13 protein-coding genes and 1 tRNA gene are annotated in these 18,501 nt (G+C 50.0%); 6 read left to right on the forward strand and 8 right to left on the reverse strand.

Annotation, left to right across the window (positions count from 1 at the left end; genetic code table 11):
• Positions 1-157: 157 nt before the first annotated feature.
• The 4 genes from B9Y77_RS06770 to B9Y77_RS06785 all read right to left on the reverse strand — a co-directional run bounded on the left by B9Y77_RS06770 (position 158) and on the right by B9Y77_RS06785 (position 5,978).
• The gene (locus B9Y77_RS06770; protein ID WP_085490949.1) at positions 158-1,657 is read right to left on the reverse strand and encodes a sodium:solute symporter; all 1,500 of its coding nucleotides are present in this window, start codon (positions 1,655-1,657) and stop codon (positions 158-160) included.
• A 3-nt stretch (positions 1,658-1,660) separates the two neighbouring features.
• Positions 1,661-3,406 (reverse strand): sensor domain-containing diguanylate cyclase, encoded by a 1,746-nt coding sequence (locus tag B9Y77_RS06775; protein ID WP_254899947.1) that lies wholly within the window; start codon positions 3,404-3,406, stop codon positions 1,661-1,663.
• Positions 3,407-3,480: 74 nt separating this feature from the next.
• On the reverse strand, positions 3,481-4,581 hold the full coding sequence (locus B9Y77_RS06780) for an LptF/LptG family permease (RefSeq protein WP_085490950.1): 1,101 nt from the start codon (positions 4,579-4,581) through the stop codon (positions 3,481-3,483).
• On the reverse strand, positions 4,578-5,978 hold the full coding sequence (locus B9Y77_RS06785; RefSeq protein WP_073423366.1) for an LptF/LptG family permease: 1,401 nt from the start codon (positions 5,976-5,978) through the stop codon (positions 4,578-4,580). Before B9Y77_RS06785 ends, B9Y77_RS06780 begins: the two co-directional genes overlap by 4 nt.
• 64 nt (positions 5,979-6,042) lie before the next feature.
• Here B9Y77_RS06785 and bamD point away from each other — a divergent pair, with 64 nt between their 5' ends.
• From bamD to B9Y77_RS06805, 4 genes are all read left to right on the forward strand, one after another.
• Positions 6,043-6,894: an outer membrane protein assembly factor BamD gene (gene bamD, locus B9Y77_RS06790; RefSeq protein ID WP_073423367.1), complete on the forward strand. Its 852-nt coding sequence runs from the start codon at positions 6,043-6,045 to the stop codon at positions 6,892-6,894.
• 42 nt (positions 6,895-6,936) lie between these two features.
• The gene (locus B9Y77_RS06795; RefSeq protein ID WP_254899948.1) at positions 6,937-8,061 is read left to right on the forward strand and encodes a hypothetical protein; all 1,125 of its coding nucleotides are present in this window, start codon (positions 6,937-6,939) and stop codon (positions 8,059-8,061) included.
• Positions 8,061-9,680: a CehA/McbA family metallohydrolase domain-containing protein gene (locus B9Y77_RS06800; protein ID WP_085490952.1), complete on the forward strand. Its 1,620-nt coding sequence runs from the start codon at positions 8,061-8,063 to the stop codon at positions 9,678-9,680. Before B9Y77_RS06795 ends, B9Y77_RS06800 begins: the two co-directional genes overlap by 1 nt.
• 178 nt (positions 9,681-9,858) lie before the next feature.
• Positions 9,859-10,902: a rhomboid family intramembrane serine protease gene (locus tag B9Y77_RS06805; protein WP_085490953.1), complete on the forward strand. Its 1,044-nt coding sequence runs from the start codon at positions 9,859-9,861 to the stop codon at positions 10,900-10,902.
• A gap of 8 nt (positions 10,903-10,910) precedes the next feature.
• On the opposite strand, the gene B9Y77_RS06810 is transcribed toward B9Y77_RS06805, so the two are convergent.
• Together B9Y77_RS06810 and B9Y77_RS06815 are read right to left on the reverse strand one after the other, a co-directional pair.
• Complete coding sequence (locus B9Y77_RS06810; protein WP_254899949.1) at positions 10,911-11,159, reverse strand: hypothetical protein; 249 nt, start codon at positions 11,157-11,159, stop codon at positions 10,911-10,913.
• A gap of 189 nt (positions 11,160-11,348) precedes the next feature.
• Positions 11,349-12,035 (reverse strand): tetratricopeptide repeat protein, encoded by a 687-nt coding sequence (locus B9Y77_RS06815; protein ID WP_085490955.1) that lies wholly within the window; start codon positions 12,033-12,035, stop codon positions 11,349-11,351.
• 113 nt (positions 12,036-12,148) lie between these two features.
• On the opposite strand from B9Y77_RS06815, the gene B9Y77_RS06820 reads away from it, so the two are divergent.
• Together B9Y77_RS06820 and B9Y77_RS06825 are read left to right on the forward strand one after the other, a co-directional pair.
• A tRNA-Thr gene (locus tag B9Y77_RS06820) sits at positions 12,149-12,221 on the forward strand.
• A 210-nt stretch (positions 12,222-12,431) separates the two neighbouring features.
• A complete protein-coding gene (locus tag B9Y77_RS06825; RefSeq protein WP_085490956.1) occupies positions 12,432-14,207 on the forward strand; it encodes a DNA repair helicase XPB in 1,776 nt (591 codons plus the stop codon).
• 234 nt (positions 14,208-14,441) lie between these two features.
• Here the strand turns inward: B9Y77_RS06825 and B9Y77_RS06835 are convergent, their stop codons facing one another.
• Complete coding sequence (locus B9Y77_RS06835; RefSeq protein ID WP_254899950.1) at positions 14,442-16,589, reverse strand: T9SS type A sorting domain-containing protein; 2,148 nt, start codon at positions 16,587-16,589, stop codon at positions 14,442-14,444.
• 101 nt (positions 16,590-16,690) lie between these two features.
• On the reverse strand, positions 16,691-18,400 hold the full coding sequence (locus tag B9Y77_RS06840) for a Na/Pi cotransporter family protein (RefSeq protein ID WP_085490958.1): 1,710 nt from the start codon (positions 18,398-18,400) through the stop codon (positions 16,691-16,693).
• Positions 18,401-18,501 lie beyond the last annotated feature (101 nt).

Genomic DNA, 18,501 nt, shown 5'->3' on the forward strand with positions numbered 1-18,501 from the left:
CTTCGAATATAACAAAAACTAAAGGCAAAATAATTCTTCGCCGCAGAAAACCAATAAAATTACCGGATCCTGCTCCTACGAACCTAATTCAACTAAGGCACTAAAGTGCCAAGTTTCATATATCGACTCAGCTCAGGATGACGCGATTAATCCATTCTTATTTGCGTTTTGCGCAAACAGCATTCGCCACGAAGTTCACGACAAGCGCTACGACGATGGTGGTGGTCATGCTGATGAAGGGCAACCACGGCCAGCTAAAGACGCCGTCGAATACGGCTTTCACGCCAAACGCAGGGATTCCCTGGAACAAAACGAGGCTAGCCATGCCGCAAAGCACGGCGACAATCACAACCCACGCGCGTAACGCTTTTTCAGCGGCTCCAAAAATTTTGTCGGCAAAGAACGCAAGGAGAAACATGCCAAGAAGCGGTCCCGTGAAAAGTCCCGTAAAGAAGATGGCGTTCTTGAGGAGGCTTCCCTGCTGCGTTGCTGCAAAGAGCGCAAAGAACACGCCGAGCACGCCCCAGACAACCGTCCAGATTTTTGCACGCTTAAGCCCGCCCATTCCCGTCGATTCGCCCCAACCAAGGAAGTCGCGCTCGGACGTATTGCTGAGAGAATTGATGGCACTAGAAAGGCTACTCATCGCAGCCGCGCAAATGGCGGCGACAATCAAGCCCGTCACACCAGACGGAAGGCCGTTCACGATGAAATACGGGAACACGTCATTTTGACCAAGGTTTTCCGGAAGCGTAGCGACCTGAGCCTTTTTGTAAAAGACAAAGAGCGCGGCTCCGACCCAGTAAAAGAGAATCGAAACGGCGCAGCCAAGCACCATCGAAAGTACGCTCGAGCGGTTCGCCGCCTTCACATCCTTGCAGCTGAGGTAGCGCTGAACAAACTGCTGGTCGCAACCGCGAATGGCTATTTCGAGAATCGCATACGCAAAACCCGCCGAGATGAGCGTGCGTGCATCAGAAATGTCCATCGACGGATTCCACCAGCGCGTTTTGCCCGCTTCGCTAGCGAGTGTCGCCATTTCGCCAAAGCCACCCACCTGACTTGCGATAATCAAAAGCACAAGCACGCCACCGCCAAAGAACACGCAGAATTGCATCACGTCGGTCCAGATGACCGCCTTGATGCCGCCAAACCACGTGTAGAAAATGGCAATCGCCGCCGAGACGATAATTGCAAGTTTCAAGTCAATGTGCAAAATCTGTGCAAGCACAAGCGAAGGCGCGTAAAGCAAAATGCCCGTACGCAAAAGCAAATGCAAGCAGTAAAAAATCGCAGCCAAGCGGCGCACCGAGCGGCTCCCAAAACGCACTTCGAAAAGTTCATAAGCGCTCGAAATGCCCGACGAGCGGAGCCTCGGGATAAACACAAAGCCCACCACAAAAATGCTAAGGAGCGCACCGATCTGGAACATCAAAAAAGTCATGTCATCGCCGAAGACATCGGCAGGCGCGCCAAGAAACGTCGTTGCACTCACGGAAGTCGCAATGAGGCTAATCCCCACAGCCACCCACGGCATCGAACCGCCGCCGAACATGTATTCCTTGAGGTTTTTGTTGCCACGAGAAACCCAGAGCCCAATCGCCAAGGATAAGAGCAAGTAAGCGACTAAGACAATCCAATCGAGAGCTGTGAACATAAACTACGCCGTTACGGCTTCAGATTCTACGGTTTCAAAACGCACGACCTGATTGCGGCCGCCATCCTTCGCCTTGTAGAGCGCCTGGTCGGCATTGTTCACCGCCTTCTTCATGTCCGTAAATTCCGGTTCCACAAGGAAGGCGCCAATGCTAACCGTCACGCGGAGCGGGTCCGTCAAGTGCACGTTGAATTCGAGCTTGCCCACCGCCTTGCGGATGCGTTCTGCCGTTTCAATCATGCCTTCCGGAGTCGTATCGATAAGCGCCACCACAAATTCTTCGCCGCCATAGCGAGCCACGACATCAATTTCCTTGCGGATTTCACCGCTAATCGCCGTAGCAATACCCTTGATGACTTCGTCACCAACCGGGTGTCCATACGTATCGTTCACGTTCTTGAAGTGGTCAATGTCCATCATCAAGACGCCAATATTATACTTCTTGCGGTCAGCGCGAATCTTTTCGGTGCGCAGCGTCTCTTGCAGAGAGCGGTGGTTCATGAGCCCAGTAAGGCCGTCGCGTGTAGCAAGGTCCTTGTCCTTTTCAACCTGACGGGCACGGGCGTAAGCAAAGCCTGCGACACCCGCAAATGCCTTGAGGAGTTTCTTTTCGTGATCCTGATAGCGGTTCGTGTAACGGCTTTCAAGGCAAATAGCAAGTTCAGCCGTTTTCGCTTCGGGTTCCGAAGCCACCGGCATTACAAACAACTGACGCAATTCCATATTGCGCTTTTCAGAATCGTTCAAACGAGGCACGTAATCGGTATATCCCGACGTAAACGAACGGAACACCGGACGGTTCCTCATGAGAGCAAGAACAAAGATGCCCTTATCGGACAACGTAAATTTCTTATTGGCAAACTGCTCGGAATCCACACCCACGCAGTAGACCACACGACCGACACCTTCATCCAGCCTATCCATAGCGAGAATCGTCAAGCGGTCAAACGGGATATTTTCCTTCACGTATTCGAACATCTGCTTGTAAATATCCTTGACCGTCATCGTCTGGAAGAACTTGCGCTGGTAGCGGTAAAGCGTACTGAACTGTTGCTGTTCGATGTAGTTCTGCGCCGAGGCATAGCTCTTGAAACTGACCATGTACATCGCATGCGAAATGAACGTAAGAGCCTGGGCTTCTGCAGCAGTAAACGCATTCGGGTGCAAGGAGTCCACCAAGATGATTCCCAAGCGGCGTTCTTCGCGGTCCAAGAGCGGCACACCGACCAAGGAGCGGATCATTCGATTTTCAATGTAGTACGGGAGGCGCTTGCCGACAAGCAAATCGCCTTCCAAAATGCGAGAGACTTCCGGGCGCAAAAGCTGGCTCAAGATACCCATGTTCTCGGTAATCTTAGCCCCCGTATCGATACAGTTCGGGATATCGCTCTGGAACGTTCTCAAACGGAACTCGGTTGCACTACCGCCATTCGTAAAAATCGTAATCGTGTTAGCCTGCGGCATCAACACCTTGAGGCAACGCAACATATCGCCAAACGCCTTGTCGACATCCGCATTAGCACGGGACCAGATCTGGTTCACACGGAGCGAGGAATTCGGTTCATTGGTATCCATCTTGACATCGTTCGTAAACTCGTTACGAATATCCGGAGACACAACCGGAGTAAGCGCCGTCGAACGCTTGTTCTTGATCACAGGAATAACAGTCGTGCCATTCGGGAGACTCGGACGGTTCATGATGGCAAGTGAAAACGCAACGACAGCAAAGGGGGTAAGGAAAAGAAACATGCCCCCCTGAAAAGCAAGACCTATTAACGCACCAGCGACAACAAACAATATCTCAGATACGGACATACAACCCTCTACAAGCGGAATGATCTATATAACATGACAAATGCGAGACTGGCATAAATAAAGTGACTGTTCCACGCCGCCCAGAACGGCGACAGAGCCCCGTTTTCACCCATTTTAAGTCCAATCCTCTCTAGAATATAATAGCTAAAAACAAGCAACAAGCCAACACCAAATTTCTGGGAGAGCCCCCCAGAACGGCTATACCGGTGGCAAAGCGCAGCCCCTATCAAAAGGACAATCAGGTTCATCCAGTGTGCGGAATACTTAAACTGGAGCGCCGTCTCCATCGCACGGGTATCTTCACCTGAACGGCGAAGCACATCGATACGAGCCTTGACCATCTTGGAGTCCATTTCGTCGGCAAGCTGCCTTTCGTTAATCAAGTCATTCGGGTGCGTGCTGACCTTGCCCTTCATATTTGCAAAACGGACCGGGAAAACCTGAACGGAACCATCCTTTTTGAACTTGCGGTGGAACCCGTTTTCGAACCTCCAGAATCCATCACCGGTCACAGAATCTTTTACGATCCAGCGGATGGCACGAACATCGTAACGTTCGACCAGACGCCCTTGCTCGCGGATCAGGAGAACCACATCTCGCCCGACTTTACTTTTGCCCGAGTAATGCTTGAAGAACCAGCTATTCTTTTCGCTATCAATAAACGTAAAGTCCTGTTTTTCCTTGATGCGCGGGTTCTTACGCTTTTGCGCGTTGGTTTCCATGATTTCAAAGCGTTTGTGGTTAGCATCCGGGAGCCAATGTTCACTCATTTCGTACGAGCCAATCGACATGAGGATGCCCAAGAAGAATATCGGCATTAGCGTCTTGAACGGACTTTGGCCCGAGCTCTGCATCGCACACATTTCGAGGTGGCGTGCCATATTGCCCACCGATGCTAGGACCGCAATAAACAGAGCGACCGGGGTAATCAAGTACAAAATATACGGAAGGTAGCTCAAGTAGTAATCGGTCACCGCCTTCATCTCTCGGGCTGACCAGGTCTTGATATTACCGACAAAGTCAATTACCACAAAGATAAGGACTGCACCGCAGACCACGATGAGGAACATCTTCAAAAAATTCCAGATAAGGTATCTTGAAAATTTCATCCGAACCTCTTCGTGATTTTACCAAAGAATCGACCAATCTTCCTAAAGAAGCGGGAAATTTTGGAATCGCCCGAGAAGCGGTCGCGAATCATCGCACGCGTCAGGAATATGCCGAATATGCCGATAATGATATTCGAAATCCACATGGCAAGTTCCGGAGAGACCACCAGGCGGTCGGCAAGGTTTTCGCCACCGATAAGGCAAATCCAGTAGATGACAAAGAACGCAAGGCTATAGAGAATGCCTGTGCCAATGCCACCCTTGCGCGCCATGATTCCAAGCGGAGCGCCGATCAGCACGAACACAAAGCATGCAAAAGCGGTGCTGAACTTTTTGTGGATTTCAACCATGTACTGGGCGGCACGCTTGAGTTCGCCTTCCATGCGCCCCCAGGCACGTTCTGTGGCACGAAGCGAAGCCGTTTCCTGCACGCGAACTTTACGGAGGCTCTGCACAATCTGCATCGAATCGCCCAAAGGAAGTCCCTTGACGTCAGCCGAGAGAACACTATCGCCATCGACAAAATCACGGATGCGAAGGAGAGTCGGCAAGCGGCGGGTCTTGGCTTGCACTGCTGCCGTATCGTAGTTCTTACGGGCTTCCGTCACCACGTCCCACATCATTTCGACAGGCATTTCGCGGTCACTGCGGTAACTGCGGCTGCGGCGTTCCAAGCGGTCATCCACATTCTGCATCGCAAGATCCTGCGAGAAGAATCGGATGCGGAAGTAGTTATCGGCATCATCCGGATCAACGAGATGCGTTTCACCACTGCGAAGCCTAAGCATGAGAGTCGCACCGTTGTCCACATAGTCCATCGAGGCGCTATCGGCATAGACAATACGCGGAGCGCCCTTCTTTTCCATTTCGAAAATCTGGATCCCGTACAAGGTTCCCGACACGGGGTCAATTCGGTTTACCCAAAGTTGCACGCCGGGGAACTGCGTAATCAGGCGCCCGGCATCAATAAACACGTGCGGTTTCTTGCGCGACACCGCATTCATGAGTTCCACAGACCTATGGTTTGCCTCCGGGAGCACCCAGTTATTGAACACGACCATCAAGACCGAGAGAAGCAGCGCCACAAGCAACACCGGGCGCATCAGCGACAAAGGCGATATGCCTGCTGCCTTGACCGCCGTAATTTCCTGGTCGCCAGACATACGACCAAACGTCATGAGGCTTGCGACAAGCACCGCCATCGGGATCGACAGCGAAAGCATCCACGCCAAGTTGAGCACAAAAATTTCAAGAACTGTAGATGTAGGCAAGCCCTTGGACAACACATTGTCCAAGATTTTGACCAAAAAGTCAACTACAAACAAAAAAGTAATGCCAAAGAGCGACGCCAAAAAAGGGGCAATTAGCTCTTTCAAGACATAGCGGACTAAAATCATTTTTCTCTAGAGTCGTTTTTTTCTACTTTACAGCGTGAAAGTTAGAATTAACCAAAGAAAAAAAATGAAAAAAGTTTTCAAGTATACCCTGTTCGTTCCTTTTTTCCTTTATATGGCAACTGTGATGGGTTGTTCTTCGACCTCCAACAAAAAAATGACCCACACGGAATGGTGCAAAACGCGCTACGAAGCCGCCGAAGAACTCTACAAGGCAAAAAAATACGGCAGAGCCACCGAAAAACTCGAAGAAATCCTTTCTACCTGCGCCGGTTCCGGATACATGGAACAAGCCCAGTTCTTGCTTGCCGAAAGCCGTTTCAACCTGGAGCAGTGGATTGAAGCCCGTGGCGAATACGGAAGCTTTATCGTAAACTTCCCGGGTTCTCCGTTTGCTGAAACCGCCGAATTCCGCAAGGCAGTCTCTTCGTTCAACATGGAATACAAGATTGACCGCGACGAATCCAACACGACAACCGCCATGAAGGATTTTGAACGCTACTTGGCAAACCACCCGGAAACCCCGCTCCGCGACTCCGTCAACTACTACTACAACCTCCTCGTCGACCGCGTTGCCGAAAAGGAATTCCAGACGGGCCGCCTCTACTTGCGCATGGAAAAGCCGCAGGCAGCCGTCATCTACTTCAAGGAATTTTTGGAAACGTACCCCAAGGCAAAACGCCGCCAGGAAGTACTCTTCCTCATCTCCGACGCTTACACGGACCTCGACCAGTTTGAACCGGCAAGGCAGTACCTCGCCATCGCCCAGAACGAAGCCAGCGATGATCAGGACATTCAAAAGCGCGTGAAAAAGGCTGAAGCCAAAATCGCTAGCGCCGAAGAATCCTACGAAAAGCGCCTGAAGAAAGAATCTGAAAAGAAGCGCCTCCAGAAAGAAGAAAAGAAACTGGCTGAATAAGGCAACAGGATGAAATCGAAATCCGGAAAGATATTTTCACTTTTGGCATCTTTGCTGTTCTCTGCAAATGCCTTTGCTGCAAGTGAAGAAAAACTGGATCACGACAATTCCATCCTTTCTGTATTTGTACAGCCGTCGATTTCGTTCATCAGCTTTGAAGAACGAAAATACTTCCAAGAAGCCATCGATACCATTTATTACGGATTTAGGGCAGAAGCCGTTACCAGCGCCGAAACGCTAAACGTCGCCAAGCAGGATTTCCAAAAAGTGAACTTCTGCTTCCCGATTACGGCAGGTATCCAGTGGCAATTCATGGAAGACCAATTTTTAAGCGCGGGCATCGGATTTATCTACGACAATGAATCAGTCGTCTTGACCGACCGCAGGAGCGGCACCCACAGTTACGAATACACGCTGCAAGGCATTCCGCTGTTCCTCGAATACCGCTTGGCACTCCCCAAGAACTTCATCACGCTCAGCACGGGCGGGCTCTTTAGCATAGCCGTCCGTTGGTACTGGGTGTTACCGGGCACAGAAATCTACACGACCTGGGGTTACCTCGGTGCAGAAACTCCACTCCTTGGAGCAGGCTTTGGCGTAAGCGTGGGTTACCTTTTTGCAAGCTGGAAAAACTTTAAACTCTATGGCGATATTGGGTTCAATTCCATTTCGGTGAAGTCGGACAAGAAGTTCTCGGACATCGTCCCGAACGGTCCGGAAGAAAAAGCAAAGTGGAACTTGGGTGGAATTCAGTTGCAAATCAGAGGTTCTTTTGGTTTCTGGAACAAGCCGGAACCCAAAGACGATGAAGATGACGACGACGATGACGATGGAGACAAGAAACCCAAAGTCAAATTTATCGACGATACGAAAAAAGATTCTGTGAAGGTCGATTCAGTGAATGTCGCCGCACAGGATAGCGCAAAGATTGATACGAGCGTAGTTCGTGATACATCCGCAGTGCAAGACTCCGCCGGAATTGCAGATTCACGGAAAACTGCAGTGCAAGATTCAACAGCTGCACAAGATTCCGCAAAAATCGATACGAGCGTCATGAAAGCTTCTGTTGGTACGGCTCCGGAAAATGCGCCGAAAAATGCGCCCGCACCACAAGACGCGCCTAAAAAGAGCGCGGATCCTGCAAACGTAAAATCAAAAGGTGACTGATGAGTTTTTGGCCGGGGGAAAAATTGCGTTATGCAGAAACGCATTTTAAGTTCAAGCTACCCTGGTCGCTCCTTTACAAGCCGTGGCCCGAAATTATTTTCGATGCGCCGTTCCAGTTTGTGCCAGGCATCGAACCTTACCTCTGGATTGTCGTGCGCGATGCAGACCATTTCCCGACAATCATAAAAAGTGCGGAAATCGTTTTAAAAGCGCAGGCACAAGAAACGCAACAAGATGCGTTGCAATTACAAGACGCGCCGCAGCCGGACATCGTCATTTGCAAAGAATTGAATATCGAAGTCCGCGAACAGATGAAATTCATTCCGCTTGCGCTTGGGAAAATTCCGACAGGCACATACGAAGCCCATTGCAAATTGACCGTCGAACGCGAAGGCAAATCGCAAACGTTTGAGCGCTGGAACTTGCCAAGACTCAAGCATGTTCCGCTCCGCTTTAAAGTCCTGAACGAGATGCCGCCCATCGCCCCCGGCTACGCCGCGGGCGAAATGCACTGTCACACGCACTACTCCGCAGACCATGTGGAATACGGCGCCATACCAGAAGTTTTGCAGCTCGCCGCCAAAGCGGTCGGGCTCGACTTTGTAAGCTGCACGGACCACGCCTACGACTTTGCATTCACACAAGAAGATTACACCAAGGAAGCGGACTCGCCTGTACCGAGATTCCAGAAATTGCGCGAAGAGATTGCAGCGCTCCCAAAGAAAGATGAAAACGGCAACGACATGCCGCTCATGCTCGCAGGCGAAGAAGTATCTGCCGGGAACAGCAAAGGCGAGAATGTACACATGACTGTCCTCGCCCCCGAAGGTTACCTCCCGGGGCTCGGCGACTGCGGCCGCTATTGGCTTGAAAACAGACCAACGCGTAGCATCAAGCAAATCCTGAACATGACCGAAGCGCACTGCTTCGCAGCGCACCCGTTCCAGCAAATGGGAATGTTGGAAAAGTTCGTGTTCCGTCGCGGTTACTGGAAGCCCGAAGATTTGCAGTTGAAAAACAAGCACTCTATTCGCGGACTGCAATTCTGGAACGGCATCCGCGATGAAGGATTCAAGCTTGGCAGAGAATTTTGGATAAATGAATTAGGCAAAGGCAATTACCTGCTCCCCATCGGCGGGAACGACGCCCACGGTGATTTGAACAGCATGACCGCCGTTGACTTACCGCTCATTTCGCTCAAGCACACCCGTGCGCATACTTTCGGAAATGTAAGAACGGTGATTAAACTAGATGAGAGTGGAGCAAAACAAAAGTCCCCACTCACCCTCGCCACCATCAACACAGCGTTCGCCGCAGACAACTGCTACATCACGGACGGTCCGGCCCTCTGGTGGGAACGCGACAACAACGGTATCACGTTCCATGCCCGCAGCAACAAAGAAACCGGCGGCGGTTTCCGCTACGTCCGCATTTACGGTCGCCGCATACAGCCAAACGGCAAGCTCGCCCCCGAAGAAGAAGTCATGATCGGGAGCCTCATCGCGACTCCCGACCACGCCGACATTCCGGTCGCGACACTCGGCTTTGCCTACGTCCGCGCCGAATGTGAAACGGCAACCGGCAAGTTCGCCCTCACCTCGGCAGCAAAGTTGCTCTGACAGCGTTTCAAAAAAGTCCTTAAGTATTTGTTTTTGAAACGTTTGTATGTTATCTTTTGAATAGATAGCGAATCTATTTGAGCTAATTTTAGCTCTCTGGGTTTGTTTGAGGTAAATTTCCTTTTTTGGCACGGAGTTTGCATTTAAGGAAAAGTTTCCAAAAATCAGGAAGGTTGCCATGCCACACTTTATGTCGCCCATGATTCGCCGCAGGCCATCCGCCGAAGAATCGCGCTCAACCTCTGCAAATCAAGAGTCCGCGCAACCTTCAATTGTACAAAGCATCGATTTTTCACAGCCAACACAGCCTTCGACTGAACAAAGCGCCGAGCAATCCGCGCCGTCCGAAGAACAGCAACAAATTCTGCCCGATGTCCGCGTGAGCGAAGGCGGTTTCAGGCAAATCCGCGACGAGAGTCTCGTGCTTTTGTCGCAAGGCATTACGCACCGCATCGAACGCTCCGAAGAAGGTCCGTTCCAGATTTTTGTGGAGCCCGAAAAACGCCGCATGGCACAATTCCAAATTCGTCTTTACCACCACGAAAATCCACCGCTCGACGAGAATCCGCCCCTCCCGCTAAAGCTTACGCTACACCCGCTCTGGGTGCTTGCCATTCCCATCATTTGCACGCTCTTAGATTTTTCTGACATCTCCGTTCAAATGCACAATTCAGGCATTGCCGATGCCTCCAAAATTCTACGCGGAGAATGGTGGCGCACGATTACAGCCATGACGCTCCATGCCGACAGCCGCCATCTCGGGAGTAACCTCGTATCGGGATTTCTCGCTTTGAGCCTATTGCACTACCGCATCCCACTTGCAAAGCTCGTGCCTTTCCTAGCGGTCGCCAGTGCCGTTGCCAACTTCTTCGTAGCGCTTACCGTGCAAACAAGCTTCCGTTCGCTCGGCTTTTCCGGCTTCGTTTTTGCAACCATCGGTTGCCTCGCCGTCATCGAGTTCCGTCTCATGCCGCGCGAAACGCACGGCATGCTCCGTCGCTTTGCGCCGCTCTGCGGCGCCGCCTCGCTTGCCGTATTCCTCGGTCTTGGCGAAAACGCAGACATCCTCGGTCACTTTTACGGTTTTATAGCGGGCCTGCTTTGCGGATTCATCCCCACAAAAAAGACGCTCCGCTGGGGAGCGCCTACTACAGCCGCCGACATCTTTGGAGTCCTCGCCTACTACGCATTGTTCGCCGTAGGCTGGGCATTAGCCCTTTAACAACAGGCCTACAGCGTAGGCACAGCTTTTGCATTCTTGTCGTTTAGCTTTTTCAATTCAATAAAGAACTTTTCAACGACCTGTTTCTGGATGCGTTTCTGTTCTTCTTCAGTAAAATTGTGATTGCGCGTACGAAATTCTACAGCGAGCTGATCGCACTTCGCCTCGTCGTACTCGTGCGTTTCGCACTTGATTCCGCTATCAACCACATCGTTCACAAACTTTTCCGGGGAATCTCCACATGCAGTGAATAACAATGACAAAAAAATCATTGTTAAAGACCATAAAAACATTTTCATGGTGCACCCTCCCATTTTAGGTTGTGTATAATACCAATATACTCTTTAAAAGCGCGCCCGTTTGTAAATTGATTTTTATGATGAGAAATCAATAAAAAAAGCCCGTCCCCAAAACGGAGACGAGCCAAAATTCAAAAAAATCAGCGATTAGAGAGCGGCGAGGAACTTGCGAGCCTTGTCAGCAAAAGCGCGGTTGTCGCCATAAATCTGGAGGAGACGTTCGGCAGTAGCCTTAGCCTTGTCGCTTGCACCAAGCTGCTGGTACACGAGAGTGAGCTTCCACATGGCATCTGCAACCATCGGGACCTCGTCAGCCGGTTCGTCCTTCTGATAGCGGTCTTCCTTGTCGCCAGTGCGCTTGCCGTATTCAGCAATGTACTTTTCGAGGAAGTTTGCAGCAGCGGAGAAGTCACCCTTTTCCATCTTCACAGCGGCAAGACCATGCATGGCAGCCGAACGGACGAGAGCCACGGAACCAGCGTTGTCAAGAGCATTCTGGAAGAGGAGAGCAGCACCATCAAAGTCCTTCTTTTCGAACTTGATGTTACCAGCGAGGAGGGATGCCTTAGCGAGAGCAAGACCTTCAAGCTTGCCAGAAGCAATCTTGCCTTCGAATTCCACGAGAGCGCTATCCTTTTCGTTCGCATAGAGATAGGTAAGACCCACGCCGATAAGTTCGCTCTGTTCGGCAGCAGCGACCTTGCGAGCTTCCTTATACTGGACAATGCCAGCAATAATTGCGAAGAGGACGACAAACGCTACAGCGATCTTGGTGCCATGGTGGACAAAGAACGCTTTAAGTTCAGAATTATTGTTATTAGATTCGTTAGCCATATGTTAAGCTTCCATGTTTAAAATTTTCTCGTAGACCAATCATAGAAAAAAAAATAAAGGTTGTCAGTAAATCTTGACAAGAAATCATTGTTTTACTATCTTTGTCTTCGCTCGCCGCTCTAGCTCAGCTGGTAGAGCAGCTGATTCGTAATCAGCAGGTCGGCAGTTCAAATCTGCTGGGCGGCTCGAAAGACTCCTCGGACACAAGTCCGGGGAGTTTTTTTCATGTCATTCCCGCCTCCGAGCTCTTTGACTACTTGCAGCTCTGCTGCTTAGTAGTCATGATCCGCGTATGGGGAGGGATTCTCCTTTTATATACCAGAGCCTTTTTGTAAGATTTTCAGCAAAAATGCGAGTCTTGCGAAATGCGCCCTAAATAACTAAATTTGTCGCTCTATGAATCCGAATGGCGCAATCATTGTACAAAGTAACCTCGAAATTATGGTCGAGGTCGATAATCCTAATTACACTACCGCACGTGATGCAATCGCTCCTTTTACAGAGCTTGTCAAAAGCCCGGAGCATCTGCACACTTATAAGATTTCTCATTTGAGCTTGTGGAACGCCGCCGCAACAGGCCTGCGCGCTCCCGAAGTCCTCGAACGCTTGGACAGCCAGAGCCGTTACCCCGTGCCGCCGACCGTCGTGACCGAAATCGAAGACTACATGGCTCGTTACGGTTTACTTCGTTTGAAAAAAGAAGACGACCGCTTGTTGATGGAATCTGATGATAAATTAATGTTCCTTGAAATTTGCAAGCTCAAGGACGTTGAACCTTTTATTATCGAGCACATTGACGACACGCACGTCGTTGTTGACCCGGAACGCCGTGGTCACTTGAAGATGGTCCTTACCAACGCAGGTTTCCCGGTCGAAGACTTGGCTGGTTATACCGTTGGCGACCCGCTCCCCATCCAGCTCCGCGAAACAACCGTTTCCGGCAAGCCGTTCAAGCTCCGCGATTACCAGAAGGACGCCGCACAGGTGTTCTACGCCAGCGGTAGCGAAAAGGGCGGTTCCGGTGTGATCGTTCTCCCCTGCGGTTCCGGTAAGACTGTGATTGGCCTTGCCACGATGGCTTTGGTACAAACTAAAACTTTGATTTTGACTCCGAACATTTCGTCTTCCCGCCAGTGGATCCGCGAAATCTGCGACAAGACAAACCTCACGCTCGACCAGGTCAAGGAATACTCCGGTGAAGTCAAGGAAATCGGTCCAGTGACGGTTGCCACTTACCAGATTTTGACGCAGCGCAAGCGCGCCAAGAAGGGCGAAGAAAACAAGGAAGGCAAGGAACCAGAAATGACCGAAGAAGAGGTCAAGAAGGAACTTGCAAACTTCCCGCTTTTCAGCCAGGAAAAGTGGGGCCTCATGATTTACGACGAAGTCCACTTGCTCCCGGCTCCGGTGTTCCGCCTGAGTACCGAAATGCAGGCCACTCGCCGCTTGGGCCTTACGGCAACGCTCGTCCGTGAAGACCACAAAGAAACCGAAGTGTTCAGCTTGATTGGCCCGAAAAAGTTCGATATTCCGTGGCGCATCTTGGAAGCACAAGGCTGGATTGCAACTGCCGACTGTAACGAAATCCGCATCCCGATGGATCCGGAACTCAAGATGAAGTACGCTCTTGCTCCGGTGCGCGACAAGATTACGCTTGCGAGCACGAACCCCGAAAAGACGGACATTGTCGAACGCTTGCTCAAGTACTTCAGCAAGCCGGATGACCGCGTACTCATCATCGGCCAGTACATCGACCAGCTCGAAGCGCTCTCCGAAGACTTGCAGATTCCGCTCATTACCGGCAAGACTCCGAACAAGGAACGCGAAAAGCTCTACGGAGCATTCCGTTCGGGCGCGCAGAAGAACCTCATGGTTTCGAAGGTCGGTAACTTCGCTATCGACTTGCCGGACGCCAACGTACTTATCCAGATTTCGGGTACGTTCGGAAGCCGTCAGGAAGAAGCCCAGCGCCTCGGCCGCGTGTTGCGCCCGAAGAGCGACGGCGGTGCAGCACACTTCTACAGCATCGTGACGCAGGACTCCAAGGAACAGGAATTCGCCATGAACCGCCAACTGTTCCTCACGGAACAGGGCTATGCCTATAAAATCATCAAGCGCGGCGACTGGGATATTCTCATGAGGTCGCCCGAGGAACTCGCCGCACGCCCGTAGTCTCGTTAGAAGCGTCGTCTAGCGACGTTCTCGACCCACTCGCCGTATTTATATACGGCTTCGGGGTCTGCGGCCTTGCTATACTCGCTTCTAACTTCGACTATTATGCAAGCATTCTCGCTACTCTCGGCTTCTACGTCATTCTGAGCAGCGAATAGCCGCGAAGAATCCAGTCCAAGTCTCGCATGTAAAAAGGCTCCGCCACTGCGGAGCCTTTTTTGCATTGCCAAGTCTTTATTTCACGGCAATTCTTGCGGTACGAACCATGCTATTGCTTTCGACTCGCACCAGATAATTGCCTCGGTTCAAATGAGCGAGACTAATGCTCTTTGCGCCATTCACAGATTCTGCAAACGTTTCGACCAAATGACCGGTCAAGTCGAACACTTGCACACGCACCATCGAAGATGTGGGCACCGCAATCGTCAGCGCATTGTTTGCATAGCCAAACTTCACGCCGTTCATCGCCACCGTCACAATCTTAGTAGTCTTTTCGCTCGAAGAGGATTCGGCCTTTTCGCTAGAGCTGGACTGCACGGCAGAACTGCTGGACTTCGCGGAACTTGAAGAGGACTTGTCATTCTTGCCGGAGCTAGAAGACTGAGTCTTTGCTGAACTAGACGAAGACTTCGAATCGCTAGACTTAACCGAGCTGGAGGACGATTTATCATCCTTTTTGCTAGAGCTTGAAGACTTCACACTGGAACTAGATTCTTCGACAGAGCTGCTAGACTTTGCAGAACTTGAAGATGTCGCCTCCGAGCTCGAAGATGCCACAACGCTAGAGCTGGACTGCACGGCAGAGCTACTACTCGTTGCCGAACTCGACGAAGACGAAATATCGTCAATAGATGCAACGACATTAATCTTGCCCGTTACAGTCTTTGTTTCTCCATAATAATCCGTCAGTTCGAACCAATAAACGTATTCATAGGCCGCCATTTCAGGATCCACAGTTCCATAAATCTTAACTTGCTTTTTTTCTTTATCTTGTTCCACTTTCAAATCAGCAAGGATTTTTTTACCATTAATAAGTTTCACATGGTTGTACTGATAAACTATCGGAACAATCTCTTGGCCAGCAACAACCGTTTGATTATCGCTACCTTCAATAACATCGAACGACATAACCCCAGCTGCTACATTAATCGTCGCCTTGGCACTCGCATTGTTGTCGGCACCAGTGACTGTAAGCACAACTTCATACGGACCCTTAGCATTTTCTTCAACCAGCCCTGTAATAGTCACCGTATTACCATCTTTTTTAAGCCCGTAACCACCCGGGAAATTCGTAAGCTCAAGATTAGAGCCATGTTCTACCTTGAAAACAATCGGTTCGATCGAATCGCCGGCGGTCACCGTCTGCGTTTCATTTTCAACAACAGATACACTCGTCACGACAGACTTATGAATCACATCAACGTTTGCAAAAGCGGTATCATTGTTATTTTCACCAATTGCAATAACTCTTATCGTGTATAATCCACCCTTCAAATTCTCATCGACAGTTCCACTGCACGTGAGCTTATTTCCTTCTACACTATACGCAAACGATCCTTTTAACGATCCTTCGAACTTAAATGAAGATAAACTTTCATCGTCACGAACATTTGCAAATTCGAACACGACAGGCTCAATCTCATTGCCCGCCAGGACTTCCTGTCTTGCTTTTTCACTAACAAGTTTTATTGATGTGCGAGCCTTGCCACTTTTCACAACAATCGTTCCCGACATGCTCTTTTCATCGCCTTGGTCGTTCTTAACAGTGACTTTGTATTCATAATCACCAGACATTACATCGCTATTTACAGAGCCGACAATCATGATTTTATGTTTTTTTTCATCAATATTCTTTACAAGTCCAGACGGGAGTCCACTCACGCTATAACTTGTTATTCCCTCGTAATCGAAAACGATAGGTGTAATAGACTTACCCGCAGTGACTTCCTGATTCACGTCACCGCTACTTTTATTCCATTTTAAAGACAACGTTTCTTCTTTTTCCAGCACAGTGAACTCGAACTCTGTCTTGGCGAACTTGCCTTCATTGTCCCGGACGACGATAAATGCAGTGTACGTACCAGCGGAAATATCATCCCTCATCTCTCCCGCAATTTCACAAGCGGGCCCCTTAGTCCACCTTTTCGACAATCCAAAATTTTCCAAAAAGTTCGTCGATGAATATTCTGGAACAACATTTTCGGCAAGGCCAGTATTTTCATATAGAATCGTAATCGGCTTAATTTCATCGCCAGCATACACGGTCTGGGTAAGTTCCCCTGACAGAACCTGTTGCGTGATCTTTTCCGAAGCCACGTAAGTTTCAGCGGCATTTGCTACCGCAAAGAACAAGGCAAAAACCAACGCCATGATTTTTTTCATATAGCCCTCCATTTTTCGCCCCTAAAAAGGGCCAAGGTCACCTACTAAATTGCAAATATAAAAATATTGAAAGAGCCGCATTCCCTGCGGCTCCATTCCGATTACTTTCCGAGCAATCTGTGGTTCACGTGCGCTTCGACGACGTTCACCACGTAGTCCCCCAGCTTTTCGCAGTCGTTCACCACATCCATGTAATGCACGCCAATCTGGTAGCTGTAGCGCTGCGCATTGATATCTTCGATATTCAAGTCCTTGAGCATCTTGCGGTAATCGTTGATTTCAAATTCAAGCGTCATCGTATTCGAAGCCTTCGTATGCGGCTTGTCCTCGATAACATCCACCATCTGCACTAGCGCCTGGTCGCAAAGTTTCATCATGTTTTCTATGCGGCTGTACTGTTCCTCGGTAAAATCTTCCTCAAGATGGAACTTGCGGTTGATGGCGCGAGCCATGTTGTAGCAAGCATCGCCGATACTTTCGATTTCAGAAATTTCCTTCTGCATGCACTGCAACATCGTCTTACTTTCGATACTCAAGCGACCGCCGCTGACCTTGTTCAAGTATTCACCAATTTCAATTTCAAATCTGTCGCTGATACCTTCGTACTTTTCGATGCGGGCGAACAGCTTTACAAAGTCCTCTTCATTTTTCATCTTGAGGAGGTCCGGCAAGAAGCGGAACATCTTGAGAGTGCGTTCTGCAAAAACGTTAATTTCCTTGCGGGCTTCAAAGAGCGAAAGTTCTGCCGTACTCATGAGGCCACCGCTGATAAACTTGATACGGAAATCTTCGCCGTCGTCCTTTTCCTTGATAATCTTGCAAATGAGATTTTCCATCGGCTTAATGAACCAAATCAACAAGAGCACGTTGCACAGGTTAAATGCCGTGTGGAATCCAGAAAGTGCATACGTCACACGCACACTTGCATGGGCAATTTCTTCTTGAGTCTGCGGCACAAAATTAGGGTCAAAGCCAACAAAATGGCAAACCATGTTCACAAACGGGTGGAACAAAATCAGCACCCACACCACACCGAACACGTTGAAGAGCATGTGCGCCAAAGCCGCGCGCCTAGCCTGCGTACTTGCCGATAGCGCCGCCAGGTTCGAGGTCACCGTCGTACCGATGTTTTCGCCCATCACAAGCGCAATTCCCTGGTAAATCGGGAGCACGCCACTAGAGCAAAGAATAAGCGTAATCGCCATGATAGCCGCCGAAGACTGCACGCACATCGTAAGGATACCGCCCAGGAGCAAGAACAAAAGCGTGCTCCAGATGCCGTAGCCGCCCGTCGAGGCAAAGAAATCAATAATCGTCTGGTTATGCGAAAGGTCCATCGCCACCGCGTTTTCACGGAGCGTCGTGAGCCCGAGGAACATAAACGAGAAGCCGAACACAAATTCGCCAAAGCTCTTGACACTGTTTTTGCGGACGTAGGTTAGCACAATGCCAAGCGCAAAGAACGGCCACACCACGCTGCTCATGTTGAACTGGAATCCGAAGATGGACATGAGCCAAGCCGTTGCCGTCGTACCGATATTTGCGCCCATAATAACAGGAATGGCCTGCTTAAGAGTAAGCAAGCCAGCATTCACAAAACTAACAGTCATGACGGTAGTCGCAGTCGAAGACTGCACAGCAGCAGTAACGGCAGTACCCGTAAGAAGTCCTCCAAGCCTATGCTTGGTCATAGTTCCAAGAACAGTACGGAGATGTCCACCAGTAAGCTTTTGCAAGCCTTCACTCATCGTCTTCATGCCAAACATGAGGAGAGCAAGGCAACCGATCATCTTGAGAATCATAAGAGTCATAGGTCAATCCTATAGAAGCGCCTCTTACCGGGGTCATCGTCGCTGCCTTTCAGCTAGTCCGGATTCGAAACGTAGTTGTTTTTTGTTTTTAGAACTATATA

It is taken from the genome of Fibrobacter sp. UWB13, from assembly GCF_900177805.1.
In the GTDB taxonomy this organism is placed as follows: Bacteria; Fibrobacterota; Fibrobacteria; order Fibrobacterales; family Fibrobacteraceae; genus Fibrobacter.

What these genes read in the sequence shown, in the direction of transcription:
- B9Y77_RS06770 (WP_085490949.1), bottom strand. Translation starts at nt 1,657, where the DNA reads ATGTTCACAGCTCTCGATTGGATTGTCTTAGTCGCTTACTTGCTCTTA.
- B9Y77_RS06775 (WP_254899947.1), bottom strand. Translation starts at nt 3,406, where the DNA reads ATGTTTCTTTTCCTTACCCCCTTTGCTGTCGTTGCGTTTTCACTTGCC.
- B9Y77_RS06780 (WP_085490950.1), bottom strand. Translation starts at nt 4,581, where the DNA reads ATGAAATTTTCAAGATACCTTATCTGGAATTTTTTGAAGATGTTCCTC.
- B9Y77_RS06785 (WP_073423366.1), bottom strand. Translation starts at nt 5,978, where the DNA reads ATGATTTTAGTCCGCTATGTCTTGAAAGAGCTAATTGCCCCTTTTTTG.
- bamD (WP_073423367.1), top strand. Translation starts at nt 6,043, where the DNA reads ATGAAAAAAGTTTTCAAGTATACCCTGTTCGTTCCTTTTTTCCTTTAT.
- B9Y77_RS06800 (WP_085490952.1), top strand. Translation starts at nt 8,061, where the DNA reads ATGAGTTTTTGGCCGGGGGAAAAATTGCGTTATGCAGAAACGCATTTT.
- B9Y77_RS06805 (WP_085490953.1), top strand. Translation starts at nt 9,859, where the DNA reads ATGCCACACTTTATGTCGCCCATGATTCGCCGCAGGCCATCCGCCGAA.
- B9Y77_RS06815 (WP_085490955.1), bottom strand. Translation starts at nt 12,035, where the DNA reads ATGGCTAACGAATCTAATAACAATAATTCTGAACTTAAAGCGTTCTTT.
- B9Y77_RS06825 (WP_085490956.1), top strand. Translation starts at nt 12,432, where the DNA reads ATGAATCCGAATGGCGCAATCATTGTACAAAGTAACCTCGAAATTATG.
- B9Y77_RS06835 (WP_254899950.1), bottom strand. Translation starts at nt 16,589, where the DNA reads ATGAAAAAAATCATGGCGTTGGTTTTTGCCTTGTTCTTTGCGGTAGCA.
- B9Y77_RS06840 (WP_085490958.1), bottom strand. Translation starts at nt 18,400, where the DNA reads ATGACTCTTATGATTCTCAAGATGATCGGTTGCCTTGCTCTCCTCATG.